A 19,720-nucleotide genomic window follows, 5' to 3' on the forward strand; every position below is an offset into this window, starting at 1 on the left:
CTGAAAAATAATTGATTATGTAAGGCACTTGTGCCGGTTATTGCACAATGATTTTTCCTTCATAGTTTGCATCTGGTGTAATCGTGCGAACGATATATACCCCTTTCGACAGTTGTTTGCTCAAGAAGACCTCTAGCGGGTTACCATCTAGGATAATGCTGCGGTCGATGACTATTCGACCCATCATATCGATGACCATCACGCGGGCTTTGTCTCCTCTTGGAGTGCTTGGCAGGCTTAGGTAAATTGGCTGCCCACTGATTACCGGGTTGGGGTAAATCACAAAGGCGGCTTCATTGTCAAAGCTTACAGAAACAACCCTCGTCAGTTCATCATCCACAGAGCGGTTGATTTGACGGATGCGGTAATAATTGATACCGGCCTTGGGCGATCGGTCTGTGAACTGATAGTTGTTGAGTTGCCCTCCTACAGCCCTTACTTCTCCGATGGCTACAAAGTTTGTTCCATCTTGGCTACGCTCTATTACAAAACGTACGCTTTGTGATTCGTTGACGGTAGTCCAGCTAATCAGTGCTTGGCTGCCGACCCTTTCTGCACGGATATCGATGATTTCCAAGTTCAGCGCCTCCAGTGGGTAGCCCAATGCGAGGTTACCATTACCGAGGGTGTTGATGGGGTCGGAGAGCACAGTCGCCTGACTGGCATAGGTGGTAGGTGTGCTGCTGATGATATACAGGGTATCACCTCGGTAGGCCGTACCCATAAAGATACGGGTATTGTTTTGGTGCTCGTTTTGCAATAGTGCCAACTCACCTCCTGAAAGACCACAGTTTAGGGTATTGCCGGGGTCTGGGGTAGCCGTATTAGGGAGGCTTGTATATTCCACCTGTGGGTTGGGCTTGAGCGGCAAAAATCCTAAAGCCTTTTGGCAGTCAAAGAGCGCCGCAGAGTCCTTCAACACATACAAATCCCCTATACCGGCTGCTAGTGAGTCAGCGGGTGCATCAAGCTCAATAGGATCTCCAATCGAGGTATCCAAGCGTATGTTTTCAATGGCTTGGTTATAGCTCAATTCAACACGGGTGCTTCTGAGTTGTGAGAAGGCTGTCCGTGCAGTAGGCCCTACCCCCGGAATATGAATGCGATCTGCATCAGGGAAGGTATTGGCAATAGAGCCATCGCTGACATAAGGTCGGATATCCACATCCCAATAGCGTGTACGCGACACATAGAACTTATCCGGCGCATTGATTACTGTCCTTACTCCTTCGAGTTCATTGATGTTGCCTTCGATTTGTTCGGCTACAAACATCGTTGGTACTGCTGCCCCTTGGTCGCTCAGCGGCCTTACTTGGGTATCGAGTAGTCGGAAGCTATATCCTTGAGTACCTCCGGTATAGAGTCCCAAGCCTCCTCCAATAGGATAGCTCAAGTCAGTAGAGCCGACGGCATTGTGAATACGCCCTACAGGGCCTTTGACGTGGCTGCCTTGGTTGGCAGGGCCTGCCAAGCCGGCACTTTGTGAGAGAATAAACTCCTTACCACTGAACGATTCTACAATTCCGAAGGAAAAAGCCGCGACACCTGTCCGTACAATTTCCAGACGGCTACCCAAACGTACCACCCCGCTACTCTTGACAAAACGCACGTTATAGAAGTTTTGCTTGTTGGCGATGGTGTCGATATTGGTCGCAGCGCGGAAACGTCGGTCATCACGCAACACGTTTTGTACGGGCTTACCACCTTGGAAAACCATCGTACTGTTGAGCTCCTCAAAACGTCCTCTGTTGGTCCAATCGCCTTCTAAGTGAATAAACTGGCTGTTGGAGTTAAAGGTAGCTCTATCTTGGATTGTTAGAGAGTCCCTAACATATATGTCGGTACTCAAATCCGTTACCCCATCTGCCAGCTCTAATCTGTAAAACGAGTTGATTGGGTTGGAAATCAAGAAGCTGACCGGGTCTTTGGGTGCCAAGCGATTGGAGATAGTACGGCTTACGTTACGATAGAAGCGCACCGTAGAATTACTACCGGCCAGGAAGTTGCCATTATTACTCCAGCTTTCCCCTACTTCTAGCAAGCCGGTCGCAGATCCTTCAAACTGTACTGTAGCGCCGCTTTCGATAGCGACTGTACCTGTTAGGCGCATTCGTTCCCGGATATTTAGCTCTATAGGCGCTTCTATACTTGGGCCTCCTTCTATTCCTCTGATTATTGCGTTGAGCGTCATATTGCGTCCGTGAGCCAATCGTGTTCCATTGGCTACCCCAACCTCATCCATAGCCACGACCAAGGTCGGGCTTGGCGAACGCACAATCGGTGTGCCCTTGGTGCCGGGCAAGGTATCGTATTCTACCCAAAGCAATGACCAGTCGATAACGATATCGTCTCCGGGCTCGGGCACGCCGTCCGGTCTCCAGTTGACATCAGCACTCCAAGAGGTGCCGGAGTTGTCAGGGCCACCGTCCCAACGTTTTACGTTTGGTCCTACCCACGTAACCATCAGGTCGGGAGTTGTATTAGGAATCACGTGTATGAATGTGTTGCCAATAGCATTGTTTACGCCGGTGGCGGGGTCGAAGTCAAAGTCTTCACCAGAGAACGTACCCACAGCATCTTTAAAGATGACCCTATTTTGGGCGAGGGTGTTGGTGTTGTCGCGCCATACGTTTTTAGAGTCTGTAAATGAGCCACCTCCATCTACTGCGGGGTTTTTAGGGAAAATCACGTTGTAGATAGTATCGATGCGTGGCCCTCCCGTTGCGGAAGCGGCGGCAGCATAGTTCCACCAGTTAGTGTCCCATCCGTCGATTCCATTATCGACCAAGGTTGGGTTGGTGGTTCTGTAGAAGCTTACATTGGGGTGCACCATCACTCCTCGTCCGGTTATGCCAAAAGCAGTATTGGTAATAATACCATCGCTTAGGGCTGCCGCAGGGAAGCGCTGTATGGGTACTTTTACTATAGACTCAATATATGTGTCAGTCAACTGAACCCTTGCCGCTGCTTGTCGGGTAGGTGTACCTCCTCCTGTGATGCTGATATTGGGTGCTGTGCGGTATCCGAAAGCACTGTTGTTGAGCTGTGCCACGACAATCGCCCCTCCGGCACCGAGCTGCGCAGTAGCGGCAGCTCCTACGCCCCCACCACCAGTGAGGGTTACGGTTGGAGTAGAAGTATATCCGGCACCGGCATTGGTTACCTCTATGGCAATCACACGTCCTTGGTGTACCACTGCTGTAGCAGCAGCTCCTGCACCACCGCCACCGGTAATGGTTACGGTCGGCGCAGTAGTATAGCCCGTTCCCGGGTCAAGTATATCTATAAAGCCAATCTTGTCATTGTCGGCTGGGTCTGGTGTAATAATTACTTGTGGAGCAGTGGTATAGCCTATTCCGGCAGTATTCACCGTTATGGAGCTAATTTGCCCACCGGCCACAGTAGCCGTTGCAGTGGCGTGTGTTACGGTAGGGTTTTCCAAGTTGTTGGTGCTCACAAAGGAGATGGTCGGCGGCACTGTAAAGCCTCTACCACCTTCTACTACATGAAGCGCCGTGATAGAAGAGCCCACCAAGGTATCTGTGGCAATATGAAAAGCCACCACCCGTGTTCCTCCCGGATCCATCACAGCCCTTACATTGGTAGTACCAACAACGTTTTCGTTGAAGGGGGCGACCGGGACATAGGCAGGTGTGATGGTTACCGTTGGGGGAGAGCTATAGCCATCTCCGCCATCCAGTACATTGATGGCACGTATGGCGCTAGGCAGCATCAGAGAGCGGAATGAGGCTCCTGCGCCCACCCCTGTATTTCGGAAAGCCACCAAGGGTGCTGTTTTGTAGAAACGCCCACGGAACACCACATCCACGGTGTTTATTTCACCAGCCAAACCAATAGCCGCAGCGGTAGGTTCTATCCCCCCTACGAGGTTGGGTGCACTAAACTGAATCGGCGGAATGACAGCATATTGCCCACCGGTCAGTACGGTAACTTGATTTACATACCCACCTGGGGTATTGAAGTCGAAGGTGGCATTAGGCGCACCTGCTACAGAAAGCGTTACCTCTGCATTGGTAGGCAAATCGAGTAAGCCATTCCCCTGCGCCGTAACAACGGCTCCTACTATGGTAGTGCCTACTGTGATGGTTGCAGTGCCTACATTGACAGTATTGACAGTGACACTTGGAGGATTGTTGGCATCATAGCCGCTACCTTCTTTGGTGATGTCATAACTATTGATGGCTGTGGCTGTGATGTTGAAAGTCAAGACAGCGCCATCACCGGAGGCAGTATTGACCACCGGGCGGGGGCGTACATAGTCAGGGTTGCCAAAGGCGGTAATGTTCACGGCAGTGATTGCCCCTGCGCCATCAACAGCACTCACCTCTGCTGCAAAGTCCGTTCCGGCAGGATCTGAAGCAGTAATCGGCTCTCCGACTGCATACCCAAGTCCTCCGCTGACGATATTGATGCCTGTAATGCTTGTTGGGTTCAACAATACACGCGCTTCAGCCTGAACACCTCCCGCTGCCGGGACGGCAATCACGACCTCAGGCACTTGTGTATAAAGTGTTGCCGGAATAGGCAGCCCTGTTACGCGGTTGTCTACGATAGCAAAGCCCGACGGAGTGGCATAGTTTGTGGCTTGTTTGCCTGCTGGATAGCCGGTAAAGTTAAACGGAATGCGCCCACTCTGTACGGTAGCATTGCTTACAGGGTAGCCGCCTCCGGGGCTGGTTACAGCAATGCTTGTTAAGGGGCTACCTAATAATGTAGCAGCAAAAGTAGCATTAGGTGCTCCTCCGGGAGCGGTAACAGTCGGTGGCGTTGTATAACCCTGCCCGCCGTTCAATACATTGACCGCAGCCAGTGGCGTGTTGCCTACTGTAGCCGAAGCCGCAGCACCTTGTCCGTCGAAAAGTGCCACCAACTCCACATCGTTGGTAATGCCGTTTCCGGGGTCAAAGACATAACCTTCCCCACCACCGCCATACGTGATTGTCCCAAAGCTGGTTGGGCGGGCGTTGGCTGTTAGGTTCAGGCCGTTGTCGTCCATATACTCTAAGGTATAGTAGCGCATTCTGATTGTGCCGTCTATAGTCAGCTCATAGCGCCCTGTTTGGTCAAAACGGGTAACCCTCACGAATCGTTCTTGTGAGCCGATAGCATTGAAAGTAGAGTTGTTAGCCGCACGTACCCAGCCGCCTGAGAATACTCTCAACTCGGCAGCCTCGCCATCATTGAGGGATAGCTCTAGTCGGGAGCCGCTTTGCAGTTCCAACTGGCGCACAATCATTGAACGCCCTGCGTTGAGGATAGCCCTGCGGTCTTGGAGCGTAGTTTGACCTATAGAATAGTAGCTTATCAAGTCTGTTTCGGTAGGGTCAGGGTCTACGAGGGTATAAACCACATTGGTGTTGTTCTGGTCAGAAGTACCGGCGACAGTTTGGTTATTCCCGGCATAAATTTCCATCTGCCCATTAGAGTTGCCAAAGATGACCCTGTTAAACTGATGGTTGGGGGTTGCGGCTATTTCGTGTGCCGTAGTTCCTACCAGCGGTTGGAAGAGCATATCTCTGTTGCCGGCAGCCATACGCCCATCGCGGGCATAAAAGCTTCCTCTAAATACCAACACACTGCCCAAGGGTTCGAAGAAGCTTGCACCCACTTGCACACCCGGGGTATTGTTGTCTTGAATATAATCTCCTCTTACATCTAGGCGTGTGTCTGAAAGCATACGCATATGCCCCGACTCGATATAGAGATTACTCGCCACGCGTACTGTCCAGCGGAAGTTGGCACCTACAGCGCCTGTTGCGGAGTTGGTTTGATAAGCAATCCCTTGGAAAGAGGCCACTCCTGCTGTTTTGCGGATAATCAAATTACCCAAGGTGTTATGGCGTGGAGAGATTTGCTGATTTTGGTTGCCAATGATGACCAGCCTGCTGGTAGGGTGTGCTTGGATAGTCGCACAACGATTAGGGGCTGTACTGGCTCGGTCAGTATTGAACAATGCCATAAAATTCCCTCCTACCTGCAGTTCGCTATTGGCCTGCCAAATCATTGTTGTACGCCAGTAGAGCAACACATCTCGGTTGACGATGGCCGTAATCCCAGAGTTGATGGTTACGGTTTTGCTTGACCCATCCCCATTAGACGGGCCAGCAGTCAAAGGAGCTCCTGTAGAGCCCGGAGGGCCTCCCAGCTCGGTGGGGTCAATCTCCATAATGAAGTTGCCATTCAGTGTGAAGTTGATGTCCGCTACACAGTCGCGCTGTGCGCGTCTAGGAATCAGTACGTCCAGATTTTGGTCGGTTACGCCCGGTATTACGCCTTGGGGGTTGTATGCTGGTGTGCCGCCGGGGCCGCCGCCGGTAAAGCCCGGCTCAGATACAATCCAGTTGCGGGTATCGTTCCAAGAGGTATTATGAGCACCTACCCAAATCGCTGCCGGAGGGTTCACCCATACGATGCGGTCTCCCGGAGGGCTGTTACTCCGGTCATTATTGGTACCTTCATCTTTCAACCCGCCGATACGCCCGCCGGCTGAGCCGGTAGTATTGACTAGGTAGATAGCACTTTCCGTTTTGCGGCTGGCCACACTGACGTTGTTGTTGTCGTTGTCGCTAAATACTGTCTCCACAATACGGATATTGCCTTGTGTGTGTACTGTCAACAATGTTTTATTGTCCGCACCCTCGAAAGTACAGTTGGAGAAACTGAAGATACTTGTACCATTGTTATTGGGGGCAGCGGCCACAGGCACTACCCAAGCGCTGGTGCTATAATCATAAAAAATCACATTTTCAAAAGCTGTTACCCCACCACGTTTGCCAAGGTTACCTGCTCCGGGGATATTAATATCGTTGTCTGTAGCATAACGTGTGCCGGCAATGGCATAGCCACCCGGTACGGAGCTAGGGAAGGCCCAGCCTGCATAGCGGGCGCGGAGACGGCATCCGCCGTAAAACCCATAGCGCAAACGTCCCCCTACTTGTGAGTCGCGGTTGATGATGGCTATCGCGCCTGCATTACCTTCGATGGTTACGAAAGAGCCATCACGCCCACGGAAAATCGCTCCAATACCGGCGTTTCCGCCTTGATTATCGCGAGACATCAGGACGATTCCCCCACCATCTAGGACAAATTCACCGGCGTGTGTGGGGTTGGGCAGGCCGCCTACATAAGCGCCATTGCCAAGGGCGAGGACGTTAATTTCGTCAAAGGATTCATCCCCAAAAAGCAGTCGCCGTCCAGCGCCTACACGGAAGCGCCCTGCATAGATGGTCAAATGCCCTAAGATACGCATACTTACCAACGCACCGCTGGCGTTTTGGGTAACCTCTCCGGCTGCTTTGATTACGAAAACGTTTGGCATTGTAATGCCTTGGCCTAGGTTGGCATCGTTGAAGTTGTCGTATAGTTGTTGTACAAAAGACTCAATTGTTTGGTTGGCAAAGCCGTTGAAAACCACTGCGGGGCGGCGATTATTGCGCCACTGTGCCGTACTTGACTCTAGGATTCTGTTGACAGGGCCTATAAAAAAGCCTGCGCGAGAGCCTGCGCCGCCGCTAAAGTTTAGCTCGTCGGGATTTATATTAGGGCCAGAGGTTTTATCTTCCAAATTACCTCCAAGGTGCAAACAAATGTCTTGTTCGTTCCCTACACGGTTGTTGCCATACAAGTCTAATGACGCACCATTGTATGCCCCTGTGCCTACGTTGGGATTTTCAATAATAAGGTTGCCCCTGACGTTCATATCAGCCGCCGGAACTCTCCACTGCCCACCATAGATATTGGATCCATTGCTAGCAGGGTAGGGCGAATTGACAGTACCATCGTACACGTGAAAGTTGGGGCTAAACAAGTTGTTGGCCACAGGTGTTCCGTGTGTGACAGCAGTTCTATCTGTAATACCGCTTACATTATTTACAATAACGGCACCAGCCTGTATGGTAAAGTTACCGGTGTTGGCCTTGACCAATCGGCCTTGGTCCTCGGGGCCACCGGCATTATTCACATCCATCACGCCATCTCCTACAACACCAGACAAGAAGGGAATAAATACTTGCCCATCTGTCTCATTGGCTGTATAAGCCGCAGGCCCCCCTCCGGGGATACCACTGTTGATGACACGTATTTTGGACTTGTTGATACGGATATTGTCAAATGCGCCTGTAGCCAACACACTGCGTGTGCCGGCAAACTCTGGCAATACATTTTGAAAATTAAAGGTTCGGCCTGCCGCCGCTACATCGATAAGCGCATAAGTATTTTTAGTACGGTGGTCTACCCTGCCTGTCGGATCCATCGATGAGGCTGCGCCAACAGTTACATCTTGGCGTGCATAATACAGCACATAATCGTTGACTCCATTTTGCCCCAATCCTTGCATTTCGAGGTTGATATCCGGAATATCCCCGATATTGGCTCGCCGCCGTTTGCCCAACAAGCCCTCGTTGAGATAGTTACGGCCAAGGAATATGGTTGTATTAGCCGATAGGGCAATAAAACTACCTCCGGGGTTGGCCAGAGTGTTGGTAGCTGCGCCCGAGCGGATGTGTAAATCTCGCCCGATGTTCAAACGAATGGTCTCATTGAAGTAATAGCCGTTATTTTGGATGATGAAATCGCCAATAACTTGCAACCCTGTTGGGTTTTGGGTGAGTCCGTGCCGGTTATAGAGCGCTGCATCAGACTGAATAGTAATCGAGTTGACCTCTATCCCCATCACAACATCAGGGATACTACAAACATTGGTACCGCTGGCAATAATGACATCATCTGTGTCGATGGGAACACCTACCGGAGTCCAGTTATTGGGGTTAAACCAATCACTGCTGGAGCTAGGATTCCCCCCTGCCGGAACACGGGGAGCAGACCAAGTTTTCTGTGCTTGTACTCCGACTGAAGACATCAGCCAAAACAAGCAGCATAGTACAAGCCAATAGCTTGTCCGATTTTTGGAGAGTTGGTGGTACATGGTAAATAGAGGTGTTTGGGTATGGGCTTGCATATTGATTAAATACGATTCAGTACTGGTAGCTTAATAATACCATTGGTATTGTGTGGTTAGTTGTATATACGCTTCATCAGACAGAAGTAAATAGGGCTGTCATGAATTTTTGGTTTTCGTGTTAAGGCTTGTTCGGGGGTTTTGTATAGTTTTGTATGTTTGAGTGTCTGCTACTGTTTTGTTATTCGCAAACTGGCAATCATCTTCAAAGACAATAAATACTTGTTTTTCAGTGTCATGCATATTTACTTAGTACCTCTCAGCCTTTTAATATAACAGAACGTAAATGACTTAGGGCTTCGTACAAATGATTTTGGTGTTTGCGCTGCCAAGCTAGTAAGTTTTATAATAGAAACCAATCTTTTTTATCTCAGATGCTCTTTGCATCTTTGCTCTGTTCAATATGCAACATCTTTGCCAAGGCTGATAGCTATTTCGGCTAAAGGCTTTTTTTCATCGACGAATCTGATTTTAATATAGACTAAAAATTTGCACTTTTGACTATGTCTGAGACTTATCATATACCCGTATTACGCGATGCCTGTTTGGAAGGCCTCAATATCCGTCCTGACGGAACCTATGTAGATGTAACTTTTGGTGGCGGTGGGCATTCCAAAGCTCTATTAGAACGCCTCGACAACAAGGGTCGGCTGTATGCCTTTGACCAAGATGCAGCAGCTGCCGAACAAGCCCAAAAACTGGCTACATACCCTCAATTTCAGTTTATTCAAGCCAATTTCCGGTATATCGGCAAATTCTTGCGCCTACACGGGGTGCGTCAAGTAGATGGCATCTTGGCCGACCTAGGGGTGTCTTCGCACCAGTTTGATACCGCAGAGCGGGGCTTTTCTATCCGTGCAGATGCTCCTTTGGACATGCGCATGGATACTGCTGCTCCCCTCACGGCTGCCGAGGTGCTTCGTACGTATTCCGAAGCAGAACTACATCGGATTTTAGGGATGTATGGCGAGGTTCGCAATGCCAAGACCTTGGCCAACGCCCTTGTGCGGGCGCGACAACAAGCACCCATCGCCACGGTAGCCCAACTCAAGGCCGTTCTCGAAAAACATGCCCCCAAACACCGTGAATTTAAATACTTTGCCCAAGTTTTTCAGGCGCTGCGCATTGTAGTTAATGAGGAGATGGGAGTACTGGAGGAGTTTCTGGGGCAGTGTGCCTCTCTGATTCGCCCCGGTGGCCGCTTGGTAGTCCTCTCCTACCATTCACTCGAAGACCGCCCCGTCAAGAACCTCATTCAAAAAGGGGTGCTGTTTGGGGAGCCCGAAAAAGATGTGTACGGCAATTTTTACAAGCCCTTTGAGGCGCTCCACCGCAAACCTATCGAAGCAGATGAGACTGAGCTGGCAGCCAACCCGCGTGCCCGCAGTGCCAAACTCAGGGTGGCCGTCCGCACAGAAGATGGGGTGCGTTAGCAACTCCCTTTCAAAAACCTTACACAACATGGAGATACGGCTTAGCAACATCCGAGTATGGGCTCTTTGGTAGCATCTTTTCACGCCACTGGACACTTTTCAGATTCCACAGTTAAAACTGTGAGCCAAGTCTCATTTTAGCACCCCCAAAAAAATGAGGCCTCAGCTTGTCTCGGAGCTGGCGCTCCAAGCTATATCCTTTTAAGTAAAGCGGTTTTTTGAAGCCCCCTTACCGCGCCTCCTCTAAGCCACATACCCACGAGTATGATAAGCCTTTGGTTGCCAAGGGGTTTTGCCAAGCGCTAGCCCGATTATTTTACTTGCATTGCCTGTAGGTATTGGCGGACATACTTGCCCAAGATATCAAATTCGAGGTTCACGCGGTCGCCTACGGCCAAGTAGCGGAAGGTTGTGTGTTCGTAGGTGTAGGGGATAATGGCTACCGAGAACTGTCCTTGTTGCGAATCTACCACGGTCAGGCTTACCCCATTGACACAGATGGAGCCTTTCTCGACAGTCATATTGCCAGTGTCGGCCTCATAGCTGAATGTAAAACGCCAACTTCCATCCTCATCGGCAATGGCCATACAGCGCCCTACTTGGTCTACGTGCCCTTGAACGATATGACCATCCAGACGGCCATTCATCTGCATACAGCGTTCAATATTGACAAAACGGCCTTCTTGCCAATCGCCGAGGTTGGTCTTTTGTAGGGTCTCATCAATCGCCGTAACGGTGTATTGCTGTTTTTCAGGGGATACTTGCGTTACGGTAAGGCAAGCACCATTGTGGGCTACGCTTTGGTCTACTTTCAGCTCCGACGCCAAGGAGGCTTGGAGGGTGAATGTGCGGTTGCTGCCTTGGGTCTCGATGGCGACGATTTGCGCCATTTGCTCTATAATTCCGGTAAACATCGTATTGAGGCTAATATTTATCTTAAAAATCGGTGGTATAAGTCTGTTGATTGCCGACCTCATCAGTTACAGTCAAGACAAAGTTGCCTTTGAGGCGCTGTATGTTGGGTGGCAAGGCAGTCTTGAGGAGCTTTTGTTTGTGCTCATAATCGAGTAACACATATTGGCCATCAATGGTTGCCTGATAGCTTTTGATGCCTGATAGGTCATCGCTGATTTTGAAACTGATTTGCTGTGGGCTGCGCTGGTGTAGTGTGATTTTGGGCGGGGTTTTGTCTGTCAAGAGGTCGAATGTACCCAACACGCGGGTGTCAAATGTCAAGATGCCCTCTTGGTTGTAGCTGCGTTGCATGGCTGAGCTCCCTCCGGAGAGGTAATAGGCTGCTTGTTTTGGCTGAAGGGTGTGTTTGCGCAAGCCTACCTGTATGTGCGTGCGTAAGGGGATTTCGGGGGCGTTGATGCGCCATCCCTCTGCGCGGCGTTCTACTTCGAGGTAGAGGGTGTCGAAGAGCGTTTGGGGTTCAAAGCTGATTTCGAGCTCATCGTCTGCATAAAAGGCACTGGTTTGGCTCGGGACAAGCATCTTGAAGTATGTTGGAATGCGGATAGGGCCTACGGCAATCTCTTCGGGCAGGCCGTGGGCTAGGTTCCAAAGATACACACTGGTCTGCTGTTTGGTATAGGCCAAAGGGAGGTCTAGAGGCGTACCAAAGAAATACAGTTGGGCTTTTTCGCCGCCTTGTTTGAGATTTTGGCCTTCTATCTTAAGTATATTGCCCACAATACTGTATTGTAGTTGGGGTTTGAGCGGGCTTTGGGCGGGGCTAAACTTAGGCTGTGCAACCGGAGGAGCTCCCTGTAGGCTCAGGCTCAATGTGCTCTCATTGCCGTAGGTGTCGGAGGCCTTCAATACGATTTGGCGGCTGCGTTTGTCGCGTAAGGCAATACGGCCTTTGAGGGCATCGGCCACGCGGTAGTTGTCTGTCATCTCATTGCCATTGGCCACATAACAGCGCTGAAAGCCCTGCCCTGTGCGCCGATTGAGCGGGTAGTCCATATGTACTAAGGCGCTGCGGCCTTGGTTGAGGGGAATGCGGTTGAGGTCGGCACGGAAGTGCGACTTACCGTCTACCAACAGCTCGATATTGGTAGTCGCATAGGTGTTGGAGGCATTGTTGGCTACATCATAGGTAACGATACTGATACCGACCTCTCCCCAAATGTCGATGGGCTTATCGAGGACAAATTTTCCTTTGCCCTTGCCTCTCACAGGTAGGGTGAGGGTTTCGAACTGCCCCTGCACGCGGGCATCCACACTGAGGGGCGTAATGGCAATATAGGTAATCACGGGGGGGAGTTTATCCTTGGGCAGCTCTTTTTGAAAGCCCCCTACCCTGGCCGGGTTGAGGACTACATCGTCGAGGGTGCGGATTTCGTAGTGCAGGTGTGCTCCTGCCGATGCTCCGGTATTGCCCACATAGGCGATGATTTGCCCTTGTTTGACGGGCAACTCGTCGGGTTTGAGTGTCAGGTCGAGGATGTTTTCGCGCAGGGCATAATGTTTGGCTACTACATAATCGGCAACAGAAGCCGCAAAGCCGTCGAGGTGGCCATAGACGGTCTGATGGCCGGTAGTAGGGTGTGTGAGGTAGAGTACCTTGCCGTAGCCATACGAAGATACCCCAATCCGCGATACGTAACCATCAGCAGAGGCATAGACAGGTGTTCCTACGAGGGCCACAATGTCTAGCCCGGCGTGGAGATGGCTGCCACGCACTTCGCCGACGTTACCGGCAAGGTAGGCTGTTTTGCCCGGATTGACCGGGAAGGTGTATTGTTGTGCTTGTAGGGCTGTGAGGGAAAAACTAGCGACAAACCCTAAGGTCAATAGCAAGCAATGAACTATCAGCCAATAACTATGATGGAAATAGGCTTCGAAGGTGCGGTTTAGGAGCATTTTTAAGTGGGGGAGGTTCGGGCATACAAAAATACCCAAAGAAGTGCTTTCCTTGGGTAAATCAATGTCTGGGAAGTCGCATGGGCGATGATTAAGCTTCTTCTTTTTGGTATTTGGCTTTTTGATCAGAGCCTTTTACGGTGTTGATTTTTTGCTGAAGCTCGGCGATTTTATCATAGTTGCGGTCGCCACCGTTTTTCTCTTTTTTCTTGCTCCATTCGTTTGACAACTCCTGCTTCAAGGCGTTAAGCTCGTCCATATTGATATTTTTCACGGCTGTATCTATTTTGTGGGTGAAAATTTTGTGTTTTTGAAAATGGAATGCAAAGATAGTAAAAAAATCCCTAGACCAAGGTTTTGACCTGAATTTTATTATACCTCAGCGCTCTCCAAGATTTTGAAAAACCTTGGAGAGCTTGTGTATACCCAATCAAAATTGATTGGCGAAATGTATGCCCTGAAAACCCTCGGGCATCAAGAAGATCAAATCTTGTAAATCCTCAAATCAAGTACATCTTGGCTTAAAAAGGCCTAGAGGGTAGTTTTACCCTTTTCGCGGCGCTTAGTGCCTTTCCCAAGGTGGATTTCGTAGTTGTCGGGCGTACCGGTGATTTGTAAGCTCACAAACATTTCCCGCCCGTCTTCACGAGCACGTTGTATCTCCTCCTCCATTTCGAGATCACTTTTATTTTTACGTTTACGGCCTACGAGTGCGTTCCACATTGCCTGACGGATGACCTTCATCGGCACTTCGATGGTATAGTCCATCTTGAGGTCAAAGTTTTTCTTGCCTGAGATGAAGATATAGCCTAGGGTAGTGCTGACTTCCATCCGGGGGATAGTAATGATGCCGTTTTTGATATCAATGACATTGACCATTTCTCCAAATTGTACGTTGTTGAGGTCTTTATCCCCTGAGAATCGCGCCATCATATCAAAGGGGCCGAAGTTGGTCAGGCGGCCATCCGTAATCGTTACTTCGATGTGTGCTTCTGTATCTTTGAGATTTGGGGTCAGGTCGGTGTGCATCAGGGCTTTGGATTTGACCGTTCCTGAAAGCCTGCCGTGGATGTTTTCTTGGATCAAGTAATCTTGCCCGAAGTTATCGAACTTGTAGAAAATCTGATTTATATCCAAATTGTTGACAGTCAACTCACTAGATAGATAAATATGCTCTGGGTCGCTACCATTGAAATAGCCTTTGAGGTCTAGAGAGCCCCCGGCTACATCCATATGCATTTTGTCGACATAGAGGTAATGGTTGGGTTTGCTGCGCAGTTTGGTGTCTAGGTTTTGGATGATGTATTTGTGGTAACGCAACCAGCCAATGTGGGCTTCTATTTCGGCATCGGGGAAGGGGATGGTAAAGATATTGAAGACTGCGTCGTGGTCTATGGGCTTGTTAGGGTCTTCTGGAACTTCTTCGTAAGGGAAAAGCTCGTCATAATCGATGCGGTTGGCATAAAATTTAATCTTCTCACCGCGTTGTGCTGTAGCAGTGGTATCGAAATAGTTGCTTAGCTCGGCATCGATACGGAAATCGGTAGTGCCCATTTTGCCGCTGGCATCGCTCACCTTCAGGAAGCCCTTATTGAGCACGATGTCAGCGTGTACGTCTCTGATTTTGAGCGGGTGTACGCTGAAATAGCCGTGTAAGTCACGAAGTTCAAGGCGGGTATTGTGGGTGAAGTTGCCGGTCAGGAGGTCTTCGCTATGCATATTGAGCTTGGCCTCTATTTCAAACTCGCGCAGGGCTTCGTCTTTATACTCTTCGGGCAGATAATTCACCCCCTTATAGGTCATTATATCATTGAATTTGAGGTATTTAGAAGTAATATCGATATAAGTCTCTACCGCTCCGGGCGTGTGATTGGGCAAGAAGGCCGCATAGTTTTTCACATACCCCAAGATTTTGAAGTCACTTTTGTCTATCTCTCCTTTGAAATGCTTGACCTTGATTTCTTCCGGCGTAATGAGGATGTCTCCCAAGAAATCGTGTAGTGTGTGAGGGTAATGCTTGGGTTTACAATAAAACTTATCGATAAAGAACTCTCCCAACGGGATTTGGTCAGACTGGCTGAGGTATTTGGTAGAGGTTTCGAAGTGGCTGCTGAATGAGAGCTTGGTCAGCTCTTCGTCGATGCCGGCGAGCTGTTGTAGGTTGAGGCGCTCCGACTTCATATCAAGCGTAACAATCACATCGGCATCGTTGCCGTGGATATATTCGCTCAGGTTTTTGATTTCACCTTTGAGGCTCAAGTCTGAGTCTAAAATTTTCAAATCAAATTTTTTGAGCTTCAGATGCCCTGCTGCAAAGGAAAACTCAGCGTTGAGATTCTCCAACGGTAGGCCTCCTTCGGGCTTGTAATTTACATTATGTAAAATAACCTTGCTGTCGCTTCCATCTTTCAGCTTGCCAAGTGTGCCTGCGGTGTCGTTATAGTCAAGCAACTCATCGATGGTGATGTCGAAAGTCATCTTGCCTGTGAGGTTTTTGAGGCTTTCGATTTCCAATAAATCATACAGTACACCCAGGTCAATGCGAGAGTGCAAATCCACCGATACCATCGGGTTGAGAAAGTTTTTGATATGAAAGCTGCCCTTAAAGACACTCTTCTCGGGCAAAGCGCTTACGTTTTTGATGTAGAGCTCGGTAGTTTCGAGGGTGCGGTCATCGCCATTGGTGAAGAAGCCTGTAAGGTTGAGGTCTTTGACCGACTTGTTGTTGTGTGGGTTGATAAAGTTAGCGTTTTTGCATCCAAACTCCATGTCAATGCGTGGCACATCGTTGAGTGCCTTGCCTATAACCTTGCCTATGAAGTATACATCACCTTCGTTTTTGTAGGTTTGCAGCTTTTCATAGATATAATCTGGGGCAAATGAAGTAATGAGTTTGAAATCAGGCTTGCGGCCTTTGAGTTCCAAATCCATATAGGCATCATTGTTCAAATCTACAGAGCCGCTCCATCGAAACTCCCCTCCTTCGATGGCAAACATAGAAGGGCGGATTTCGAGGAAATTTTTCTCTGAGTGAAAGGTTACATCACTGACAATATCGATGTGTTTGTTTTTGAAGAAGTCTAGTCCGTGTAGGCTCAGATGTTGGATGGTTAAATCCATATCCAAGTGATTTTCAATTTTGTCTCCAATATACTTAAAGCTCAAGTCTGATTTAGCGATTTGTACTTCTATCATCTGCTCCATGCCTTGATCTTCTTTGATAAAGTTGATATTGCGCAGCTCTATCTTGCGCAAGTCGAGGTGTAGGGGAGCGGCTTCAGTAGAGTCCGCAGCGTTCTCAATGCCATCATCCTTGGCTAGGAGCAGGTTGATATTGCCGTCCTTATCGCGGATGAGGTGTAATTTGCCATTCTGTACCCGGATTTTTTTGAGGTCATACTTGCCAGTAATGATGTCCCAAACATTAAAGCCCGCATACACATCCTCAAACTGATAAATTAAGTTCTTGCGCTCTACCCTATCGCCATAAAATCGGAGGTTGTGCAGGTCTATCGATACATACGGGAAGTTTTTGAATGGCGAGATATAAATCTTCTCCACCTCTGTATGCCCTAGTTGGTGTTCATTGAGATAGTCAACTATCCAAGTAGCGATATAGTCTTGGCGATAATACAAGACAATGGGCGCGGTGATAAGGGTAATCAAGACCAAGCCAATCGCTACTCCGCCAGTAATGAGGCCTCGCTTGAGCCATTTATTCATCCGACGCTTTTTTTCGGGAGCGGCTGTTGTGTTCATATATTGATGTGATTATCCAAAGAGTTCAACCTCTGTTATTTACTTTACCCAAAAACAAAAGAAATAGTTGCGTGATGTGTGTGTTTTTTGGCGTTCGTACAAAGTTCAAATATAACGCCAAGTAAGTTTGGATGCAAAATATATACAGACTTCACGCCACCGGACATTTTCCCAACCCCATAGTTAAACCTGTGGGCTAGGTCTCATTTTAGTCCCTAAAATGAGGCCTCAGCTTGTCTCGGAGTTAGAACGCCGAGCTGCTTTTCCAAAAATGTCTCATAATATCGCATTGTAATCCCCGTCAATAGCGGCTCTCAGCCAAGTAGTGGATTGTTGGCACATTTGTATTCAGCTCGAAAACGCTATCTTTGCCAACCCATTCCCCAAAAATACCTTTTTGTGAGTCAATCTCTGGCTGCTTTCCGTTCGACTAACTACCGCATATTTTTCCTAGGGCAGGCTGTCTCCAATATCGGCAACTTGATGAATCAAGTAGTGGTCGGATGGTTGATTTATGAGCTGACCCAATCGAGCTTTTTGCTAGGTTTTGTACTTTTTTCGCGGGAGTTTTCGGCTTTTATCCTCTCTCCTTTTGCCGGTGTATGGGCCGATACCTACAACAAACATCAGTTGGTGATGGGCTGCAACTTGGTGTTGATGTTGAGTACCTTTGTGTTGGGGGGCTTGGTATTGTGGGGTTGGGTAGCAGTATGGTCCTTGGTCTTGATTCAGGTCGTGGTTGGTGCTACGGTAGCCCTAGAGGTTACAGCACGTCAGGCTTTTGTGAACGAATTGGTAGATGATCCTACGCACCTCTCATCGGCCATTGCGCTCAACTCTGCCCTCTTCAACACGGCGCGTATTCTGGGGCCTACCCTCGCCGGTTGGCTTATTCCCTTGATGGGAGAGGGCTACTGCCTAGTGCTCTATGGGGCAATGTTGTTGTTTATACAGCTGACTTTCAGGATGATGCAACTACCTCCGTTCTATCGTCCCCTTTATACGCCCAGTCTACAGGAGCGCCTTCAGGATGGCTATCGTTATGTCGAATCACAACCTACGCTCCGGCGTTTGTTGCTGACCATCGTGTTGGTTACCTTTTTGGGGTTGGGCTACGAAACGCTGCTGCCCGTTTTTGCCAAGGATGTATTTGGCAGAGGCCCCGAAGCATTGGGTTATCTCACCAGCGCCGTCGGAGCGGGTGCTGTAGTGGGTGCTTTGTATATCAGCCGTTTGCGCAACAACCAAGGGCTGGCCGATGCCCTGCGTTATGGGTGGCTGCTCTTTGCGCTGTTTGTGGTAGCCTTCGCCCTGACAGACAACCTCTATTGGGCGCTGCTTTGGCTGTTTGTAGCCGGTATTGGGCGGGTTTGTGTATACACTGCTGCCAATACGCTTATGCAAAGCTTGGCCGATACCACCAAAAGGGCACGGGTGTTGAGTTTTTATGTGATGCTCTTCACAGCCGGGCGCACGGTAGGCAACTTGGTATGGGCTGCCCTGTCGGACGGTATCGGGGTCAATTATGCCATTGCCCTCAGCGGAATCCTCTGTTTTATTATTGGGCTGTGGTTGTTTAGAGCGCTGCGTATGGCCTGAAGGGACACCCCTGAAACCCTACAGGGTTGCCCCTCCTAAAAATGCTATTTTATGGCCAAATAAGGCTTTGTGTGGTGTCAAAGCAGCAGTTGTTACACCTCTTATTTTCCAGCCCCCACAGTTATACCAAGATTCACAAGATTTGATTTTCTTGATGCTCAAGGATTCTCAACACACACATTTCCCAAACCAATTTTGGTTGAGTATAACTGTGGGGTTTGAAAAATGTCCAGTGGCGTGCTACGCCTCTTCATCATAAAAGCCACTGCTAGTATCTTGCTGTTTGCTGATTTTTTTGCTGTAGGCCATGCGGGCGCGTTTTTCCTTGGCAAACATCTGCTGCATACTGGATTCGTTGGCCTCAAACTGCATCGTGTTGGTAATAGATAATGAGGCAGCGACCTTGGTTACGTCGTGGTTGGCACCAATATAGGTGAAGGTCCAGTTTTTGAGTTGTAACTCTTCGATCATCTTGCGGATAGATTCGGCCTGATACTCCTTCGAGGCATTTTCTTCTCCGTCGGTGAGGATGGTTACCAATACATTACAGGCACTATGTTGTTCGGCTTCGCGGCGCTGCATTGCCAGGCCGGCACCCATTGCGTCGTAGAGGGGAGTAGAGGCATCGGGTTGGTATTTCTTATCATCGATAGCGTGTAGCTGGCTTACAGGTTCGTTGGCGTGTATCGTCTTGATACCCAATCCATTGAAGCTAATTAGCGAGATATAATGTTCCTGTTCGGGGTATTGCTCAGCCACACCTTTGACCGTCTGCACGACCTCATTGAAGCCTGTGATGATGGTCTGCTTGATGCTTTCCATAGAGCCGCTCTCATCTAAGATGATAAGGTTGAATACTTTGTGGGTGGTTGGTTTTGACATATGCTTAGTTAAAATTAGTTTGGGGAAATTGATGTTCAAAGCCTCATTTTTGGGTCAAAGTGGCGCGCCTTGTTACCCTGAGGCTCTTGCTTTGAGCTGCTTTTCCAAAAATAGTCCAAGGCACAGATAACTTGGGTATACGAAAAGGCAGGCAACAAGTTCTAAGACCTTGGCTACGATGCGGCTTATTTTTGCCACG

At 49.2% G+C, this 19,720-nt stretch carries 8 protein-coding genes; 2 read left to right on the plus strand and 6 right to left on the minus strand.

The features are described from left to right. Positions 1-37: 37 nt before the first annotated feature. Positions 38-8,878 (minus strand): T9SS type A sorting domain-containing protein, encoded by an 8,841-nt coding sequence (locus G499_RS0107045; protein ID WP_161627710.1) that lies wholly within the window; start codon positions 8,876-8,878, stop codon positions 38-40. Between the two features lie 602 nt (positions 8,879-9,480). Here G499_RS0107045 and rsmH point away from each other — a divergent pair. Continuing rightward, the gene (gene rsmH / locus G499_RS0107055) at positions 9,481-10,410 is read left to right on the plus strand and encodes a 16S rRNA (cytosine(1402)-N(4))-methyltransferase RsmH (RefSeq protein WP_026999366.1); all 930 of its coding nucleotides are present in this window, start codon (positions 9,481-9,483) and stop codon (positions 10,408-10,410) included. A gap of 311 nt (positions 10,411-10,721) precedes the next feature. On the opposite strand, the gene G499_RS0107060 is transcribed toward rsmH, so the two are convergent. The 4 genes from G499_RS0107060 to G499_RS0107080 form a co-directional block, all read right to left on the minus strand. Next, positions 10,722-11,324, minus strand: coding sequence for a riboflavin synthase (locus tag G499_RS0107060; protein ID WP_026999367.1), 603 nt, complete (start codon positions 11,322-11,324; stop codon positions 10,722-10,724). A gap of 22 nt (positions 11,325-11,346) precedes the next feature. Beyond that, on the minus strand, positions 11,347-13,281 hold the full coding sequence (locus G499_RS0107065; RefSeq protein WP_026999368.1) for a M23 family metallopeptidase: 1,935 nt from the start codon (positions 13,279-13,281) through the stop codon (positions 11,347-11,349). Positions 13,282-13,372: 91 nt separating this feature from the next. After that, positions 13,373-13,555, minus strand: a complete 183-nt coding sequence (locus tag G499_RS0107070) for a hypothetical protein (RefSeq protein ID WP_026999369.1) — start codon at positions 13,553-13,555, stop codon at positions 13,373-13,375. A 257-nt stretch (positions 13,556-13,812) separates the two neighbouring features. Continuing rightward, positions 13,813-17,040 (minus strand): AsmA-like C-terminal region-containing protein, encoded by a 3,228-nt coding sequence (locus tag G499_RS0107080; protein ID WP_081413679.1) that lies wholly within the window; start codon positions 17,038-17,040, stop codon positions 13,813-13,815. Between the two features lie 399 nt (positions 17,041-17,439). Between G499_RS0107080 and G499_RS0107085 the strand changes: the two genes are divergently transcribed. Beyond that, on the plus strand, positions 17,440-18,639 hold the full coding sequence (locus tag G499_RS0107085) for an MFS transporter (RefSeq protein ID WP_026999371.1): 1,200 nt from the start codon (positions 17,440-17,442) through the stop codon (positions 18,637-18,639). A 240-nt stretch (positions 18,640-18,879) separates the two neighbouring features. Here the strand turns inward: G499_RS0107085 and G499_RS19030 are convergent, their stop codons facing one another. Next, positions 18,880-19,521 (minus strand): vWA domain-containing protein, encoded by a 642-nt coding sequence (locus G499_RS19030; protein WP_035726797.1) that lies wholly within the window; start codon positions 19,519-19,521, stop codon positions 18,880-18,882. Positions 19,522-19,720 lie beyond the last annotated feature (199 nt).

The sequence above is a fragment of the Eisenibacter elegans DSM 3317 genome, from assembly GCF_000430505.1.
GTDB classification, from domain to species: domain Bacteria; phylum Bacteroidota; class Bacteroidia; order Cytophagales; family Microscillaceae; genus Eisenibacter; species Eisenibacter elegans.